13 protein-coding genes and 1 pseudogene are annotated in these 17,088 nt (G+C 67.6%); 7 read left to right on the forward strand and 7 right to left on the reverse strand.

Going from position 1 to position 17,088, the window contains the following annotated elements:
* The first annotated feature begins 10 nt into the window (after nucleotides 1–10).
* Together ACCQ10_RS13790 and ACCQ10_RS13795 are read left to right on the forward strand one after the other, a co-directional pair.
* A complete protein-coding gene (locus ACCQ10_RS13790; RefSeq protein WP_372361002.1) occupies nucleotides 11–1,315 on the forward strand; it encodes an alkaline phosphatase family protein in 1,305 nt (434 codons plus the stop codon).
* Between the two features lie 84 nt (nucleotides 1,316–1,399).
* Nucleotides 1,400–2,737, forward strand: a complete 1,338-nt coding sequence (locus ACCQ10_RS13795; protein WP_372361003.1) for a chloride channel protein — start codon at nucleotides 1,400–1,402, stop codon at nucleotides 2,735–2,737.
* 259 nt (nucleotides 2,738–2,996) lie between these two features.
* On the opposite strand, the gene ACCQ10_RS13800 is transcribed toward ACCQ10_RS13795, so the two are convergent.
* Complete coding sequence (locus ACCQ10_RS13800) at nucleotides 2,997–3,179, reverse strand: 30S ribosomal protein THX (protein WP_008571876.1); 183 nt, start codon at nucleotides 3,177–3,179, stop codon at nucleotides 2,997–2,999.
* A gap of 282 nt (nucleotides 3,180–3,461) precedes the next feature.
* Complete coding sequence (locus tag ACCQ10_RS13805) at nucleotides 3,462–3,878, reverse strand: MerC domain-containing protein (RefSeq protein ID WP_166745043.1); 417 nt, start codon at nucleotides 3,876–3,878, stop codon at nucleotides 3,462–3,464.
* Nucleotides 3,879–4,039: 161 nt separating this feature from the next.
* On the opposite strand from ACCQ10_RS13805, the gene ACCQ10_RS13810 reads away from it, so the two are divergent.
* Both ACCQ10_RS13810 and ACCQ10_RS13815 read left to right on the forward strand, forming a co-directional pair.
* A complete protein-coding gene (locus ACCQ10_RS13810; RefSeq protein ID WP_372361004.1) occupies nucleotides 4,040–6,106 on the forward strand; it encodes a TonB-dependent receptor in 2,067 nt (688 codons plus the stop codon).
* 392 nt (nucleotides 6,107–6,498) lie between these two features.
* The gene (locus ACCQ10_RS13815; RefSeq protein WP_372361005.1) at nucleotides 6,499–8,880 is read left to right on the forward strand and encodes a TonB-dependent receptor; all 2,382 of its coding nucleotides are present in this window, start codon (nucleotides 6,499–6,501) and stop codon (nucleotides 8,878–8,880) included.
* 484 nt (nucleotides 8,881–9,364) lie between these two features.
* Here ACCQ10_RS13815 and ACCQ10_RS13820 read toward each other — a convergent pair whose 3' ends face one another.
* Nucleotides 9,365–10,573 carry an MFS transporter gene (locus ACCQ10_RS13820; RefSeq protein ID WP_372361006.1) on the reverse strand — a complete coding sequence of 403 codons (1,209 nt, stop codon included), beginning with the start codon at nucleotides 10,571–10,573 and terminating at the stop codon, nucleotides 9,365–9,367.
* Nucleotides 10,574–10,673: 100 nt separating this feature from the next.
* Between ACCQ10_RS13820 and ACCQ10_RS13825 the strand changes: the two genes are divergently transcribed.
* Nucleotides 10,674–11,579 (forward strand): LysR family transcriptional regulator, encoded by a 906-nt coding sequence (locus ACCQ10_RS13825; protein WP_039564203.1) that lies wholly within the window; start codon nucleotides 10,674–10,676, stop codon nucleotides 11,577–11,579.
* A gap of 164 nt (nucleotides 11,580–11,743) precedes the next feature.
* Nucleotides 11,744–12,187, forward strand: a pseudogene (locus tag ACCQ10_RS13830) (TonB-dependent receptor domain-containing protein); the annotation flags it as partial.
* A 142-nt stretch (nucleotides 12,188–12,329) separates the two neighbouring features.
* Here the strand turns inward: ACCQ10_RS13830 and ACCQ10_RS13835 are convergent.
* Entirely contained in the window at nucleotides 12,330–12,533 is a 204-nt protein-coding gene (locus tag ACCQ10_RS13835; RefSeq protein ID WP_372363126.1) for a hypothetical protein, read from the reverse strand.
* 218 nt (nucleotides 12,534–12,751) lie between these two features.
* On the opposite strand from ACCQ10_RS13835, the gene ACCQ10_RS13840 reads away from it, so the two are divergent.
* Nucleotides 12,752–13,660, forward strand: a complete 909-nt coding sequence (locus ACCQ10_RS13840; RefSeq protein ID WP_372361007.1) for an AraC family transcriptional regulator — start codon at nucleotides 12,752–12,754, stop codon at nucleotides 13,658–13,660.
* A 221-nt stretch (nucleotides 13,661–13,881) separates the two neighbouring features.
* Here ACCQ10_RS13840 and ACCQ10_RS13845 read toward each other — a convergent pair whose 3' ends face one another.
* The 3 genes from ACCQ10_RS13845 to ACCQ10_RS13855 all read right to left on the reverse strand — a co-directional run bounded on the left by ACCQ10_RS13845 (nucleotide 13,882) and on the right by ACCQ10_RS13855 (nucleotide 16,966).
* Nucleotides 13,882–14,388, reverse strand: coding sequence for a transcriptional repressor (locus tag ACCQ10_RS13845; protein WP_039413527.1), 507 nt, complete (start codon nucleotides 14,386–14,388; stop codon nucleotides 13,882–13,884).
* 13 nt (nucleotides 14,389–14,401) lie between these two features.
* The gene (gene gltX, locus ACCQ10_RS13850) at nucleotides 14,402–15,805 is read right to left on the reverse strand and encodes a glutamate--tRNA ligase (protein ID WP_372361008.1); all 1,404 of its coding nucleotides are present in this window, start codon (nucleotides 15,803–15,805) and stop codon (nucleotides 14,402–14,404) included.
* A gap of 69 nt (nucleotides 15,806–15,874) precedes the next feature.
* Nucleotides 15,875–16,966, reverse strand: a complete 1,092-nt coding sequence (locus tag ACCQ10_RS13855) for a DUF3616 domain-containing protein (protein WP_228314107.1) — start codon at nucleotides 16,964–16,966, stop codon at nucleotides 15,875–15,877.
* Nucleotides 16,967–17,088 lie beyond the last annotated feature (122 nt).

Genomic DNA, 17,088 nt, shown 5'->3' on the forward strand with positions numbered 1-17,088 from the left:
ACTCGCGTGCATGATCGACCGACGTCTTGTGTTCGCCGCAATGGCCAGCGTGCTGCTCGCGGCCTGTACCTCGCAATCTTCCGTCCGTGGCGCTGCGCCACCCTCGCCCGCTGCCGCGTCGCCCGCACAGGACGCGGCAGCCGACGCCAGCGCGCACACCTTGCTGCTGATCTCCATCGACGGGCTGCGTGCGGACATGCTCGACCGCGGTATCACCCCGCACCTGTCGCAGCTGGCGCGCGCGGGCGTGCGTGCGCGCTGGATGACGCCGTCGTATCCGTCGCTGACCTTTCCCAACCATTACACGCTGGTCACCGGGCTGCGCCCGGACCACCACGGCATCGTGCACAACAGCATGCGCGACCCGGCGCTGGGCAGTTTCTGGCTGAGCAAGCCCGAGGCCGTAGGCGATGCGCGCTGGTGGGGTGGCCAGCCGTTGTGGGTGGGCGCAGAAAACGCCGGCCTGCATGCGGCGACATGGTCGTGGCCGGGCAGCGAAGCGGCGATCCAGGGCGTGCGGCCCACCCAGTGGCGCCATTACGAAGAAGGCGTCAGCCTGGACGCACGCGTGGACACCGTGCTCGGCTGGCTGGGCGACTCCGGCGCCGCGCGCAAGCGATTGGTCACGCTGTACTTCGAACACGTGGACGAAGCCGGCCATGACCACGGCCCGGAGTCGCGCGAATACGCCGACAGCGTGCGCGCGGTGGATGCCGCTATCGGCCGGCTGCTGGCCGGCATGCAGCGCGACGGCACCCGCGCGCGCACCAACATCATCGTGGTGTCCGACCACGGTATGGCCGAGGTGGCGCCGGGCCATGCGATCAGCGTGGAAGACATCGCGCCGGCCACGGTGGCCACCGCGCTCACCGACGGGCAGGTGATCGGGTTTGCGCCAATGCCCGGGCAACAGGCCGCCGCCGAAGCCGCCCTGCTCGGCATGCATGCGCAGTACGACTGCTGGCGCAAGGAAGAATTGCCGACGCACTGGCATTACGGCAGCAACCCGCGCATTCCACCGATCGTGTGCCAGATGCATGAGGGCTGGGACGCATTGTTCCCGGACAAACTGGCCAGGCGCCCGCAGCAGGGCGTGCGCGGCTCGCACGGCTTCGACCCGTCGCTGCCATCGATGCGTGCGGTGTTCGTGGCGCAAGGCCCGGACCTGGCACAGGGCAAGACCTTGCCCGGCTTCGACAACGTCGATGTGTATGCCTTGATGACGCGCCTGCTGGGCATTGCGGCTGCGCCGAACGATGGCAACCCGGCCACCTTGCTGCCGGCACTGCGCGTGCCGCCGGACGTCACACACTGATGCACTGAGCACACTGTTCACCGGCGACGGCCGGTGGGTGCGACAATACTGCGATGTCCGTTCCCGATCCGTCGCCGCACTGCGATGTCCGTTCCCGATCCGTCGCCGCATCGTCTGCGGCCGTTGTTGTCCAGCGCAGGCTGGCGTCGCCGCGCAGCACTGTGGGGTGGTGCGATCGCGGTGGCTCTGGTGGCGATCGTGTTCGCCAAGGCCAGCGATGCGGCCTTCCACCTGTTCCAGCGCATCACCGCACACTCGATCTGGTGGGCACTGCTGCTGACGCCGGGCATCTTCGCCCTGCTTGCCTGGCTCACCGCCGGCGCCCTGCGTCCCACCCGTGGCAGCGGCATTCCGCAGGTCATCGCCGCGCTGGAGCATCCGGACCCGGCGTTTCGCGAGACCAACCTGTCGCTGCGCGTGTCGATCGGCAAGCTTGCCTTGACCACGTTGTCGTTGCTGGGTGGCGCCTCGGTCGGGCGCGAAGGCCCCACCGTGCATGTCGGCGCCAGCCTGATGCATGTGTTCGGGCGCTGGTTCGGCTTTCATGATCCACGCGAGCTCTCGCACTTTTTGCTGGCCGGCGGCGCCGCCGGCATTGCCGCGGCGTTCAACACGCCGCTGGCGGGGGTGGTGTTTGCGATCGAGGAATTGAGCGGGCGCTTCGAGCACCGCTTTTCCGGCACCCTGCTCACCGCGGTGATCGTGGGCGGCGTGGTGTCGCTGGGCGTGCTGGGCAACTACACGTATTTCGGCAAGGTGGCGGTGGCCTTGCCACTGGGCCAGGCCTGGCTGGCGATTGCGCTGTGCGGCAGCGTGGCCGGGCTGCTGGGCGGGATCTTTGCGCGTCTGGTGCTGGCCAGCGTCAGTGGCAAGCCGCGCTGGCTGGGCAGCCTGCGCCGGCGCCATCCGGTGCTGTTGGCGGCGTTGTGCGGCGTAGCCCTGGTCGGGTTGGCGCTGGTGTTCGGGCAAGGCGCCTTCGGCACCGGCTACGAGCAGGCACGCAGCCTGGTGCAGGGGCAGGCGGTGGTGGGGCACGAATTCGGGCTGATGAAGCTCATCGCCAATCTGGTGTCGTATCTGGCGGGGATTCCGGGTGGCCTGTTTTCGCCGGCGCTGGCGGTCGGTGCCGGCATCGGCCACAACCTGTCGTTGCTGATGCCGGGCGTGGACCCGCGCACCTTCGTGCTGCTGGGCATGTGCGCCTATCTCACCGGCGTGACCCAGGCACCGCTGACCTCGGCGGTGATCTCGCTGGAGCTCACCGACACCAGCCAGATGCTGCTGCCGATCCTGGCCACCGTGTTGATTGCACGCGCGGTGTCGGGGCTGGTGTGCAAAACGCCGATTTATCGTGGGCTGGCCGAGCAGTTGCTGACCCCAGCGGCGAAGAACACCGCACCGGCGGCGGACACAGCGCACTAGAGACGTTGCACCAGTGAGGCGCGCAGGCTGTCTCCGATCCATCACGGACAGCGCCGGTGAATGCCATGGCGCAAGCCACTCTTGAGTGTCTTGCCTTGATTTGCAGCGGCTACCGACGGCGGTGATGCGCCGCATGGTCCACGTGGTCCAGCGTCGGTCCATGCACGCCAACAGGCAGACGAACAGCATGTTGCGCTGATGTCGGGCATAAAAAAACGCGGCGCAAGCGCCGCGTTTCGATGTCGCGAAGTGGCTGGAATCAACCGGCCTTGGCAACGGTCTTCTTGGCAACGGCCTTCTTGGCCGGCGCCTTGACCACACCCTTCTTGGCAACCGGGGCAGCTGCACCCACGACAACCTTGCTCACCGCGTGCGAACGCGAATTGCCGTAGCTGGCGTTGTAGCGCTTGCCCTTGGCGGTCTTACGGTCACCCTTACCCATTTCGTCGACTCCTGAATGTGAATACAAATTCCCGTGCTGGCACGGGTCTGGCGAGGTTTGCACCGGCGGCGCCTCGCGCAAGGCCGGCAAGCCTATCACGTCGGCCGCAAGGCGCGCAGCCCGACGGTAGAGCCGCCCAACGCTGGCGCCGGGCAAGCGGCCCGCCCGTGCAGCACGCCCGTGCCTGGTCGGTAGCGGATACCCATCATTGCGATCAGGTGCCTGCGACAGCTCAAGGCGTCGCTGGCGCACCCTGCCGACCGCCGAACGACTCAGCCGATCTCAGTGCGCGCAGCTGGCATCGTGGACATGCCCGTGCCCGTGGTTGAGACGCAGATTGACCAGATGGGCGATGCCCACCAGGGTGCCGCCCAAGGTCATCACCACCGCGTGCGGCACCACCGAGTGATGCAGCGGGTCGTACAGCAGGCCCAGCCACAACAACGCCAGGCCCGGCAGCAGCAATGCCAGCGCATGCAGCGCCCTGTGCCGGCGATAGCCCAGGACCAGGCTGAACAATCCCAGCAAGGTCACAAACACCACGATGGCCAGTTCCACGCCGTCCCCCAGCCAGAAAGAAAGGCCCAGCGAAGGCGCCAGGGCCAGGACCAGCGGCAGCACCGCGCAGTGCACGGCGCACAGCAGCGACCCGGTTGCACCGAAGCGGTCGAGCAGATGGCGAAGCGTGGGTAGGGGCATGACTTCCAGCAGGTACTCGCGGCGACGTGGAATAATATAACATCTTCCTTGTTCCAGCCCCGCATCACTGCATCGCGCAGGGCGGGTCTTGCCCGTCGGCGCAGCAGGCAAGCTGCGCCATCCTATTGATATACAGTAACAATTCTGAGAGTCCGGTCGATATGTCCCCCTCCCTCGTTCCCTCGCTGCGCCGCTCCGCCCTTTCGCTGGCATTGGCCGGCCTGCTGTCCCCCGCCCTGGCCATGGCAGACGACGCGTCGGCCGCTGGCGACCCGCAGACGCCACCGTCCTCGGACACCCGGCACGACGCCACGCCCTCCAGCGGCCGCCATATCAAGGATCTGGACAAGGTCGTCGTCACCGCCAGCCCGCTGCGCGATGCCGCCGGTGAGCTGAGCCGCCCGGTCGAGGTGCTGGCCGGCGAACGCCTGGACGAAGTGCGCAGCTCGAGCCTGGGCGAGACGGTGGCCAGCCTGCCGGGCGTGCAGAGTTCCAACTTCGGCCCCGGCGTGGGCCGGCCGATCATCCGCGGCCTGGACGGCCCGCGCGTGGCGGTGCTGCGCGATGGCCTGTCCACCCAGGACGTGTCCACCGTCAGCCAGGACCACTCGCCGGCGATCGAGCCGTTCCTGGCCAACCAGATCGAAGTGCTCAAGGGCCCGTCCACGCTGCTGTACGGCTCCGGCGCCATTGGCGGTGTGGTCAACGTGGTTGACGGGCGCATTGCCGAAACGCCGGTGGACGGCTTCAGCGGGCGCGCCGAAGTGCGCTTCGACGGCGGCGACAAGGACGGCAACACCGACATGTTCCGCGTCGACGCCGGCAATGGCAGCGGTCTGTCGGTTCATGCCGATGGCGTGTACCGCAACCAGAACGATTACGACACCCCGCAGGGCCGCCAGCTCAACAGCTGGATCGATTCCAAGGTGGGCTCGATCGGCGCATCGCTGTCCGGAGACTGGGGCTTCGTGGGCCTGTCGGCATCGCGGTTCCGCGACAACTACGGCAACCCCGGCGAGCCAGGCGACCCGTCCATCGGCGAGCGCGGCGTCTCGTTGAAGCTGCAGCAGGACCGCTACGACCTCAAGGGCGGGCTGACCGATCCGTGGGGCGAAGGCAGCGCGCTGCGCTACAGCTTCGGCCATACCGATTACGCGCATACCGAGTTCGAAGGCGACGAAGTGGGCACCGTGTTCACCAAGCGCGCCAACGAAGGCCGCGTGGAAGCATCCTTCACCTTCGGCGGCGGCTGGCAGACTGCGTTCGGCCTGCAGGGCAGCGACACCACCTTCCAGGCGATCGGCGAAGAATCCTTCGTGCCCAAGACCGATACCCGCTCGCTTGGCGCCTTCGCCGTGGCGCGCAACAGCTGGGAACGGGTGACCGCCGAGGTCGGTGCGCGCGTGGACAAGGTCAAGTACCAGACCGACATCGGTGTGGACCGCGATTTCACCCCGACCAGCTTCTCGGCCAGCGGCGGTTTCCGCTTCAACGAACAGTGGCGACTGACCGCCAACCTCGACCACGCCGAGCGCGCACCGGCCGAGGAAGAGCTGTTCGCCAACGGCCCGCACATCGCCACGCTCGCCTTCGAGATCGGCGATGCCGATCTTAAGACCGAAAAGGCCAACCAGGCCGAGTTGGGCCTGAACTTCCAGAACGAGTGGGTGGACGCCAAGGTGGCGGCGTACTACAACCGCTACAACGACTTCGTCTACATCGTCGACACCGGCGGCCAGTGGTTCAACGAAGAAGACAACGACTTCCTGCCGATCCGCCAGTGGACCCAGGCCGACGCGATCTTCCACGGTTTCGAAGGCGAAGCCACGTTCCACCTGGCCAACAACGACACCGGTGCGTGGGACCTGCGCGTATTCGGCGACACCGTGCGTGCGCGCCTGAAGGACGGCGGCAACCTGCCGCGTATCGCGCCTGGCCGTTTCGGTGCGCAGATGCGCTGGAATGCCGACCAGTGGCGCGCCTCGCTCGGCGCCACGCGCACGCTGAAGCAGGACAAGGTGGCGGTGAACGAGACCCCGACCGACGGCTACACCTTCGTCGATGCGCATCTGGCGTATCACGTGGACCACGGCAGCAACGCGTGGGAAGTGTTCCTGGACGGCAACAACCTGACCAACCAGGACGCGCGCGTGCATACCTCCTTCCTCAAGGACGACGTGATGCTTCCCGGCCGCAGCGCCTCGTTCGGCGTGCGGATGTTCTTCTGACAGCGGTCTCTCTCCCCCGCTGACTGGAAGCGAGGCCGCCTTCGGGCGGCCTCTTTTATGCGCGGTATCGACGTACCGGCGCGCAGCGCATTGGCACTGCACCGACGCAGGCAGTTGCATCCGTCACTGCATGCGACGCGTGGGACGCAGGATGTGATGGTCGCCACAGCGCAGGCACACCCTGCCATGCGAGCAGCGACACACCGAGGCCGTAGCTGCTGCGTCGCACAACAGGCTGTGGCGCATCTGGGGTTAAAACTTCATTGCACTGCGCTGACAGGGGGCGCCCAGCGACGCGACAGCGCGGGCGCGCGCATGCACTGCCTGCCGTTGCATGCGCGCCACTGCGTGGCACGGCAGCGTTCTTGCACCGAGACCAAGGAACCTTGCGCATGCGTTTTTCCTCACCCCGCTACACCCTCTCGCTTGCCATCGCCGCCGTGCTGCTGGCACCGGATGGCCATACGCAGACCGCCACGCCCGCCGCGGGTCCTCAGGACGCCACCACACTGGATGCGGTGATCGTCAGTGGCACCGCGCGCTTCAAGGGCCTGGCCAAACGCGATGCCAGTTTTTCGATCACCACCGCCAGCCCGGAGCAGATCCAGCAGGCGGTGCCGCAAAGCACCGCCGACCTGCTCAAGATCGTGCCCGGCGTGTGGGCCGAACCGAGCGGCGGCGGCACCGGCGCCAACATCTTCGTGCGCGGCATGCCGTCCGAGGGCGATGCGCCGTTCGTGACCATGCAGCTGGATGGCTCGCCGTTGTTCCCGCCGCCGACCCTGTCGTTCCTGGAAAATTCAACGCTGTTCCGCGTCGACGATACGGTCGAGCGCATGGAAGTGTTGCGTGGCGGCTCCAGCCCGATCTTCTCCAATGGCCAGCCTGGCCTCACCGTCAATTTCATCCAGAAAAAAGGCCAGGACGAACCCGAAGGCAGCGTGCGCCTGACCGGCGGCAACAACGCACTGCGTCGCATCGACGTCTTCAACAGCGGACCGATGGGCAATGGCTGGTACTACAGCGTAGGCGGCTTCTTCCGAGAAACCGACGGCGTGCGCGACCCGCAGTTCGCTGCCGACAAGGGCGGCCAGTTCAGCGCCACCCTGAGCAAGCGCTGGGACAGCGGCGAGCTGTCGTTCTATGCGCGGCATACCGACGACAACAACGCGTTCTACACCGCCATTCCGTTGCTCTCGCGCAACAACGGCAACGATCTGTCCAGCTTTCCCGGCCTGAATGCGCAGACCGGCACCCTGCTCGGCCGCGACTTCCGCAACGTCGATCTGCTGGTCGGGCCCAATGGCCAGACGTTGCGGCGCGATCTGGCCGACGGGCGCGGCGTCAATATCGATGTGTTCGGCGGCGAATGGAACTGGGAAAGCGGCGGCTGGACCGTTGCCGACCGCTTCAATGTGATGAGTGGCAGCGCGCCGACCTATGCGCTGTTCACCGGCGACGCACCGCAGCGCTTGAGCGATTTCATTGCAAGCTACGGCAGCGGCGGCAGCGCCAGCTACACCAATGGCGGCGGTGCAGTGGATACAGATCAACAGGTGCTCGAAGCCGGCTGGTGGTCGGTGGACAAGCGTCTGAACTCCTTCACCAACGACCTGCGCCTGAGCCGCGAGTTGTTTGCCGGCAATACGCTCACCGTGGGCGCGTATTACGCCAAGTATTCCTCGGCCGACACCTGGTACCTGGGCAACACCATGCTGCTCACGGCCCAGAACAATGCGCGCCGCATCGACGTGGCGCTGGACGACGGGCGCCAGGCCACCCGCCAGGGGTTTACCAGCACGGCCTTCTTCAATTTGCGTGCGAAGTACGATGGTGAAAATATCGCCGCCTTCGTTGCCGACGAGTGGGAACTCAACGAGCGCCTACGCCTGGACCTGGGGGCGCGCTATGAGCGCCAGAGTGTCACCGGCGATGTGCACGACACCGCAACCGTCGACCTGGACGGCAACCCCGCCACGCTTTACGACAACGCCACCTCGTTGGCACTGGCGACCACGCGGCGCATCGATCAGGACGATGAAGCGTTTTCGTGGACAGCCGGCCTGAACTTCACGCTCGACCAGAACAACAGCCTGTTTGCGCGGGTCAACTCGGGGGCGAAGTTCCCCGGCTTCGACAATCTGCGCGATGGACAGAACCGCGTGCAGGAAGTGGATCAATACGAGTTGGGGTTGAAGTCGGGCGCCAGCAGCTACGACCTGTATCTCACCGCGTTCTACAACACGTTCAAGAATTCGCCGTTCCAGGCATTCCTGTCCAATGGCCAGAACTTCACCGCTGTCGGCGATTCGCGCGCGCGCGGCCTGGAAGTGGAAGGCGCCATCCGCCCGTTCGGCGGCTTCGAGCTGGCCGGTACCGGGGTGTGGCTGGATGCGAACTATCGCAACTATCGCGAGTTCACCGGCAACCAGGTGATGCGCCAACCCAAACGGCAGTTCCGGCTCACGCCGAGCTATTACTGGATGCTGCCGTTCGGCGACATCAAGCTGTTCGCCACCTATTCCTACATCGGCGAGCGCTTCGCGGACCTGGCCAACAGCCAACGCCTGCCGTCTTACGACATGGTCGATATCGGCGCCAATCTGCATGTGGGCGATCACTGGGAAGTGACCGCCAGCGGCAGCAACGTCACCGACACGCTGGGGCTCACCGAAGGCAATGTGCGCGTGCCCGGCGCTGCCACCGGCGGGGTGTTCATGGGCCGGCCGATCGCCGGGCGGCAATACCAGATGTCGGTGGCCTACCGCTGGTGACCGGCCGCAGGTGATCCACGGCGGCAGCCGTCCCGCGTGCTGGCGCCCGGCCATCACGCGGGCCGTGCCTGGGCATCGAGACCATCTGCAAGCTCGGTACGCCGGGCGCTTGCACTACTGCTTCAGCGCTGGCGCGGCCTGCTCGCGGGCCGTGCCGCGTTCGCCGCCATCCGCATCGCCTGCAGGTGACGGTGTGGACGGACACGGCGGGCGGCACGGCTGAAACTCGGTGGCTGCCAAGCAAGCAATCCGGAATAGCCGTCGCCATGCGCACGCTCCGATCACCACAGCGTCTATCTCGACAGCGCGAACGCTACACGCACGGAACAAGCGGCAACGGCCTCGCAGCGATGGCAACGCGCAGTTGCCAGCGGGTCTTGCCGGGCGAATCGATCGAGGTGTTCGATACCAGCGCCTGCCATCGCGCTCACTGCCCGCAGCACCAGGCCTGCGGCAACGCGCGGAGCGTGATCGCCGCGCAGCGTCAGCGAGCCTGCAGACAACCGGCCGACCCGAGAGTGCGCCGACGTTGCAGGTGCACGCTCCACAGCGCGATGGCCAGGCCAATGGCCGTCAGCAGCGCGGCGACCCACGGGGTGGCCACCAGCCCGGCCCGCGTGGCGATCACCACCCCGCCCAGCCACGCACCCAACGCATTGCCGAGATTGAACGCTGCGATGTTCAGGCTGGAGGCCAGGTTCTGGCCGGCGCCGCGCGCGTGTTCGAGCACGCGCAGCTGCAACGGCGCCACCGTGGCGAACGCGGCCACGCCCAGCAGACCGACAAACACCACCATCGCGGTCTTGCTGTGCAGGACCAATCCCATTGCCCCGAGCACCAGCACCAGGGCGCCCAGGCTGCCCAGCAACGCAGCAGTGGGGCGACGGTCGGCCAGCCGGCCACCGAGCAGGTTGCCCACGATCATGCCCACCCCGAACACCAGCAGGACCGGCGACACGGCCGCCTGCGCGAACCCGGTGACCTGCACCAGCATCGGCTGGATGTAGGTGAACACCGCAAAGACCCCGGCATAGCCCACCACCGTCATTGCCAGCGCCAACAGCACCTGGCCACGTGCCAGCACCGCCACTTCCTGCCGCCACGGCACCGGCGCCGCCGCGCCTGCGGCCGCCGGCACCCACAGCGCCACCGCCGCAGTGGCGAGCACGCCGATGACCGCCACCGCCCAGAACGTGGCCCGCCAGCCCAGTTGCAGGCCCAGCCAGGCACCGGCCGGCACTCCGAGCAGGGTGGCCACGGTGAGCCCGGCGAACATCAGCGAGATGGCCGACGCGCGCCGCTCCGGCGACACCAGCGAGGTCGCCACCACCGCGCCCACGCCGAAGAAGGTGCCGTGGGCGAGCGAGGTCAGCATGCGCGCCACCATCAGGGTGGGGTAATCCGGCGCCAGCGCGCAGGCCACGTTGCCGACGGTGAAGATCAGCATCAGCCCGACCAGCACCGCCTTGCGCGGCAGGCGGGCGCTGGCCAGCGTCAGCACCGGCGCGCCAACGAACACACCCAGCGCATAGCCGCTGATCAGCAGGCCGGCGGCGCTGAGCGACACGCCCAGATCGCCGGCCACCTGCTGCAGCAGGCCCATGATCACGAACTCGGTGGTGCCGATGCCGAAGGCACCAATGGTCAATGCCAGCAGTGCTGGCGGGAAACGGGAAGACGCTACAGCGGACATGGGCGTTGGCCAGCAAGGAGTGCCGACAGCCTGCGCCGCGCCGCCCTGTGCAAACAGCCCTGTTATCCTGATTCACTTTCAACAAATGGTTGAGAATTGCATGGACCGGCTCGGCGACATCGCCTTGTTCCTGCGCGTGCTGGACCTGGGGTCGATCACGGCCGCCGCGCACAGCCTGGACCTGTCGGTGGCAGTGGCCAGCCAACGCCTGAAGCGGCTGGAACGCGAGCTCGGCGTGCGCCTGCTGCACCGGACCACGCGGCGCCTGCATCCGACGGCCGAAGGCCAGCAGCTGGCCGACCGCGGGCGGGTGCTGGTGGACGATCTGGAGGCGCTGGCCGACGATCTGCGTGAGAGCGCACACGATGTCGGCGGCGTCCTGCGCATGACCTTGTCGGCCACCTTCGGACGGCAGTTCGTGTCGCCGCTGCTCACCGAATTCCAGGCGCGCCACCCGCGCCTGCGCATCAGCGCGCATCTGAGCGACGACGTGGTGGACCTGGTCAGGCAGGGCTTCGACCTGGCAATCCGCATCGGCCCGCTGGACGACTCCGGGCTGGTGGCCCGGCGCATCGCCGACAACCGCCGCACCCTCGCCGCCTCGCCCGACTATCTCCATCGCCACGGCACGCCGCGCACGCCGGACGAACTTGCGCAGCACGCCGGCGTGCTGCTGATGGGCCGCGACGGCCGCCAGGATGTGTGGACCCTGCAGACGCCCGACGGCGGGCTGGTGCGCGTGCGCATGCAGAGCCGCTTCGAAAGCAACCTGGGCGAACTGGTGCGCGATGCGGTGGTGGCCGGCCAGGGCATCGCCGTGCATTCGTACTGGCATATCGCCGACGAACTGCGCAGCGGTCGCCTGGTCGCGGTCATGCCCGACTACCCGCCGCCCGCCTCGCAGATCAGCGCAGTGATGCCGGCGCGCCGGCTGCAGCCACCACGGGTGCGCGCGTTCGTGGACTTCCTGCTGGAGCGGTTGGGCACGCGGCCGCCGTGGGAGTGACGCACCTTGCGCGGGAGTGAGCGCCTGCGCCTGGTTTGCGTCGCGTGACCAGGCGCGTGACACCAGCGCTGTTGAATGCAACGGCGCTGCAATGGGTTGAGCAGCCGTATGCACGCGCAGCACTGACGCACCGCAGAAACCGATCAGGCCGCTTGCCGCAGGACATGGCTGCTGCTCGACAGCTCATCCCTCAGCGAGTCACTCCATGCCCATGCCACTCCCCTGCCGCCTTGCCTGCGGCCTTGCCGCTGAAACCGGAAAAGACCGCCACCACCGAACCGGGCTTCCGCCACACCGGTGCCTCCGTGCAGAGCGCCATCACCGCCTACCACGTGCAGTCCCGCAATCGCTTGCTGGCCTCATCGATCAGCGCGGCGGCGGTAGACAACCAGACCGTGCTGCAGAACGTCGGCGGCGCCACCTTGCAGGGAGTGGAGCTGGCGGCCAGCTGGAATTTTCTGACGCACTGGTCGCTTTGCGGCAGCAGCTCCTCTAACGACGCCCACGACGACGATGACGTGGCCGGCAGCGCCGTGGTGGCCATTCGCGACAAGCAGGTGGTGGGCTCGGCTCGAACGCTGGCCAATCTCCAGCTCGGCTACGACGATGGCGCCACGTGGGCGCAACTGTCGGCGCACTACACCGGCAAGCGCTATTACAGCGACCTGATCGCGCCGGTCGTGTGCATCCCGGCTCACGCTGCCGCAGACGAGTCCGCGGCGCCTACCTCAGGCGCCCGGCGGCACACGCTCAACGCCCGCCGCGTCGCAGGCGCTTGTGCAGACTGCGGCGCTGCGCATCGCTCAACAGGTGCCCATGCGTGCTCAACAGCCCCAGGATCTGCTGATGCGCCTGTGCGGTACGCCGGGCGAGCTCTGCGCTGGCTGCAGCTTCGAGGCGTTTCCACTCGGCAGCGGTGGTCGGCGTCGGCAGGGACAAGGGCTTTGCAGGCATGGGTGGCGCAGGTACGGGAGCGGGCCGCCATGATACGGCGCGCGCGTGAGCGCGCTATCAGCAGCCGCCGCGCCGCCGGCAGGCCATCGCGTCGGTGACCACGCGCGAGCTCGTGCAGGCGGCTGCGTTCGCCAACCCCGTTGCCGGCCGCATGACCTGCGGTCTTGTACGATCGGCCCGTCGCGGCCGGGCCGCCCTGCACCATCGACGAGTTGCGCATGCCTTCGCTGATCGAGTTGAGCACCCTGTTACTACGGCATGCGCCGGCCGACGGCCTGCATGCCACCGCGATTGCCGGGCTGCAGATCATGCGCAGCTCCACGCAAACGCTGTCCATCCCGACCGTCTACACGCCGATGCTGTGCCTGGTGGCGCAGGGCCGCAAGCGCGCGATGCTGGGCGCGCAGTCCTACGACTATCACCCGGACATGTACCTGGTGGCCTCGGTGGATCTGCCCATCGTCGGCTCGGTCACCCAGGCCAGCGCCGCGCAACCGTACCTGTGCTTCTGCCTGGATCTGGACACCGCCGTACTCAGCGAGCTGGCCATCCATCACCCCGAACTGGCCGAGCCGCAACGCGACGCTGCCGCAACCGGCCTGCTGCTCAACCACAGCACGCCGCCGCTGCACGACACCGCCGTGCGGCTGGCACGCCTGCTCGACCGGCCGCAGGAAATCGCCGCGCTGGCACCGCTGGTGACCCGCGAGCTGCTGTACCGTCTGATGGCCGATCCCGCCAACGCGGTGGTGCGCCAGATGGCCATCGCCGACAGTCGGCTCAACCAGATCTCCAAGGCCATCGTCTGGTTGCGCGAGCACTATGCGCAGCGTTTCAGCATCGAGCAGATTGCGGACCTGTCGGCCATGAGCCGCTCCACCTTCCATGCGCATTTCAAGACGGTGACCTCGATGACGCCACTGGAATACCGCTCGCACCTGCGCGTGCACGAGGCGCGCCGGCTGATGGTGGCCGAGGCACTCACCGCCGCCGACGCCGGCTTCCGGGTCGGCTACGAAAGCGCCTCGCAGTTCAGCCGCGACTACGCGCGCATCCTGGGCGAACCCCCGGCCCGCGATGCACAGCGGCTGCGCGCCAGCACACCGGATGCCACCGAAGCGGCATGAGGCTGTCGCGCAGGACAGGGCGAGCGACCGGTGGAGGCGCGTCTGCGCACCGATCCAGCCAAGCAATCCGTCCCTGTAGGAGCGCCCCCGGGCGCGACGAGGACTTCCCGGACGCGTAATCCGAAATGCTGTACGCGCAGCAGAACCCATTCACGGGCAGCGGAGTACCGCGTGTGTCTATTGCCGCCGGCTAGATAAACCGCCTGTTGCCCAGGCGATCGTCACTCCGCCACCGCGCACTTGGCGCACAGGCCGTGCACTTCCAGCGTCTGCGCCTGCGGCTGGAACCCGAGCGCCTTGGCGCGGGCTTCCAGCTGCGAGACCACCTCGCGGTCTTCCAGTTCCACTGCGCTGTGGCAGCGGTCGCAGATCAGGAACGGCACCGAATGCTGGGCGCTGTTGGGGTGATGGCAGGCGACGAAGGCGTTGACCGATTCGAGCTTGTGCACAAAGCCATTGGCCATCAGAAAATCCAGCGCGCGGTACACCGTGGGCGGTGCATCGGCGCCCACGCCCTTGCCCTCGCGCACCCAGTCCAGCAGTTCGTAGGCCTTGACCGGCTTGCCGGCGTCGGCAATCAACCGCAGCACGTTGGCGCGGATGGGGGTCAGCCGCAGGCCGCGTTCGCTGCAGGCACGCTCCACCGCGCGCACGAAGCCGTTGGCGTCGTCGACGTGGTGGTGCGGCTCGGTACAGGCGTGGTCTTGGGCGTGGGTGTGCTTGGTCATACAGGCTCCGGCGTCAGGCCGCTCCAATCTTGATGAGTGCCGCATCGATGCGTTTCAAGGCGCCCTCGCGGCCGGCCAGGTACACCGTCTGAGAAATATCCGGGCTGACCTGGGTGCCGGTGATGGCCACGCGCAGCGGCTGGGCGACCTTGCCCATGCCCAGCTCCAGCGCAGCGGCCGCATCGTGCAACGCCGCCGACACGCCCTCCACGCTCCATTCGCTCAGCGCAGCCAGCAGTTCGCGCGCCTTGCCCAGCGGTACCTCGGCACCCAGCTTCAGGTGCTTCATCACCGCCGCTTCGTCGTAGGTTTCCAGCGGCTGGTACCAGACCACGGCTTTTTCGGCCATTTCCTTCAGGGTCTGCACGCGCTCGCGCAATGCCACCACCACATCCGCAGCGGCCGGGCCGGCGGCGATGTCCACCCCCAGCTTGGCAAGCTGGTATTCCAGCTGCGGGGCGATGCTGGCCGGGTCGTCGGTCTTGAGATAGTGCTGGTTGACCCAGCCCAGCTTGGCCATGTCCAGGCGCGCGGCCTTGGAATTGACGTCCTTGACGTCGAACAGGTCCAGCAGTTCCTGCGGGGTGAACAGTTCCTGGTCGCCATGCGACCAGCCCAGGCGTGCCAGATAATTGATCAACGCGTGCGGCAGGTAGCCGGCGTCCTTGTACTGCATGACATCGGCCGCGCCGGTGCGCTTGGACAGCTTGGCGCCCTGCTCGTCCAGGATCATCGGCATGTGCGCGAACCTGGGCACCGGTGCGCCCAGCGCTTCATAGATGTTGATCTGGCGCGGGGTGTTGTTGATGTGGTCGTCGCCGCGGATCACCTCGGTGATGCCCATGTCCCAGTCGTCCACCACCACCGCGAAGTTGTAGGTGGGGAAGCCGTCCGGGCGGAAGATCACCATGTCGTCGAGCTCGCTGTTGGCGATCTCGATGCGGCCCTTGATCAGGTCCTCGAACACCACGCTGCCGCCGACCGGGTTCTTGAAGCGGATGACCCGATTGGGGTCGTCGCGATACGGCAGGTTCTGCTCGCGGGCGGCGCCGTTGTAGCGGGGCTTTTCCTGCCGGGCCATCGCCGCTTCGCGCATCGCATCGAGCTCTTCGCGGGTCTCGTAGGCGTGATACGCCTTGCCCTGCGCGAGCAGCTGCTCGGCGACCTCCTGATAGCGGGCCACGCGCTGGGTCTGGTAGATCGGGCCTTCGTCGTAGTGCAGGCCCAGCCAGTCCATCGCTTCCAGGATGGCGTCGATCGCTTCCTGGGTGCTGCGTTCGCGGTCGGTGTCCTCGATGCGCAGCACGAACTGCCCGCCACGGTGGCGTGCCTCCAGCCAGCAGTACAGGGCGGTGCGGGCGCCGCCGATGTGCAGGTAACCGGTGGGGCTGGGAGCGAAGCGGGTGCGGCAGGTCATGGAGCGCTCGGCGAAACGGGAGTGCGCCGATTTTACCTTGCGCAGCGGGCCCCTGCCCGGCCCGCCGGTTCAGCGGTTGCGCAGCAGGTCGCCATATACCACGCAATCGCCGCCGCTGCGCGCCGGGCCGGGCGCGTCGTACAGCACCAGCCAGCTGGGCGTGGCGCCGGCCAGTTGCGGCGGCAGGTTGCAGATGGCTTCGGCGCGGTCGCTGTCGGTGCCATGCGGCAGCACCGCCGACGCCAGCAGCGCGTGCTGAAAGCGCACCGGCGCGCGATTGGCGGCCAGCGCGCTGCGCGCATCCGGCCACTTGAACAGGCGGATTTCGCCGTTCAACACCATCGTCGGCCCGGCCAGCAGGTACAGATCGTCGCCGGAGTAATGCAGGTCGCGGATGCCCAGCCCACCCAACTGCAGGAAGTGCTTGCGCAGCAGCGTGCCGTCCTCGTCCAGCGGTGCCAGGCGCAGGTGGTCGCCATGCGCCTCCACCGCAATCTCCAGCAGCGCCGACCAGCCGCGCAGCACCGGCCCGCGCAGGCCCAGCAGCAGGCGCTGGCCATCCACCACGATGCCTTCGATATCGAAGCCGTTGTCCTTGCCCGGAATCTTCAAAAACGGGCCGAAATGCGGGTCGTCGGCCAGCAGCTCGGTGAGCTGGTTATGCCTGGCGTCGCCCTTGAGCCGCAACGCGCGGCGACCGTCGGCGGCTTCGCGCACCAGCTGCGGCGTGCCGTCGGCATCGCGCTCGATCGGCAGGCAGGCCAGCAGGCGGCGGTTGGCATCGAGTTTGAGTTTGCTCAGGCGCTTGGCGTTGTCGGCATCGTCGCGACCGGGCTTGGCGTTCTTGCGCTTCAACCCGTGCGAGCCGACCACCCACAGATACCCGTCCGACAGGCCCATGCCTTCCAGGTCGGCTTCCTCGGCATCGTCGCCGGGCAGGTCCAGCAGCTCGGCCAGCGGAAAACTCTGCCCCTCGCCGAAGCGCAGGCTCTCGCGCTGGCCGGGCGGCAGCTTGCGCAGCCGGTCCACTGCACAGGCTTCGTCGCCGGCGACCCACAGCCAGTCGTCGGTGAACGCCGCGCCGGAAAGATTGCTGTGCACCAGTGCGCCAGGCGTGAACTCCAGCCGGACGCTATGCGGAATCAGGGTTTTCTTGGCCATTGAGCAGGTGGGCGACGGTGCGGAAGAAGACCGCCAGTACACCACGGCCGCCGCACCGGTGGGCGCCGTCGTCACAGAACGGACCGTGGCGAGGCGGTGCTAACGCGGCGCCGCGCCCAAGC

The organism is Xanthomonas sp. NCPPB 1325 (assembly GCF_041477645.2).
In the GTDB taxonomy this organism is placed as follows: domain Bacteria; phylum Pseudomonadota; class Gammaproteobacteria; order Xanthomonadales; family Xanthomonadaceae; genus Xanthomonas; species Xanthomonas cannabis.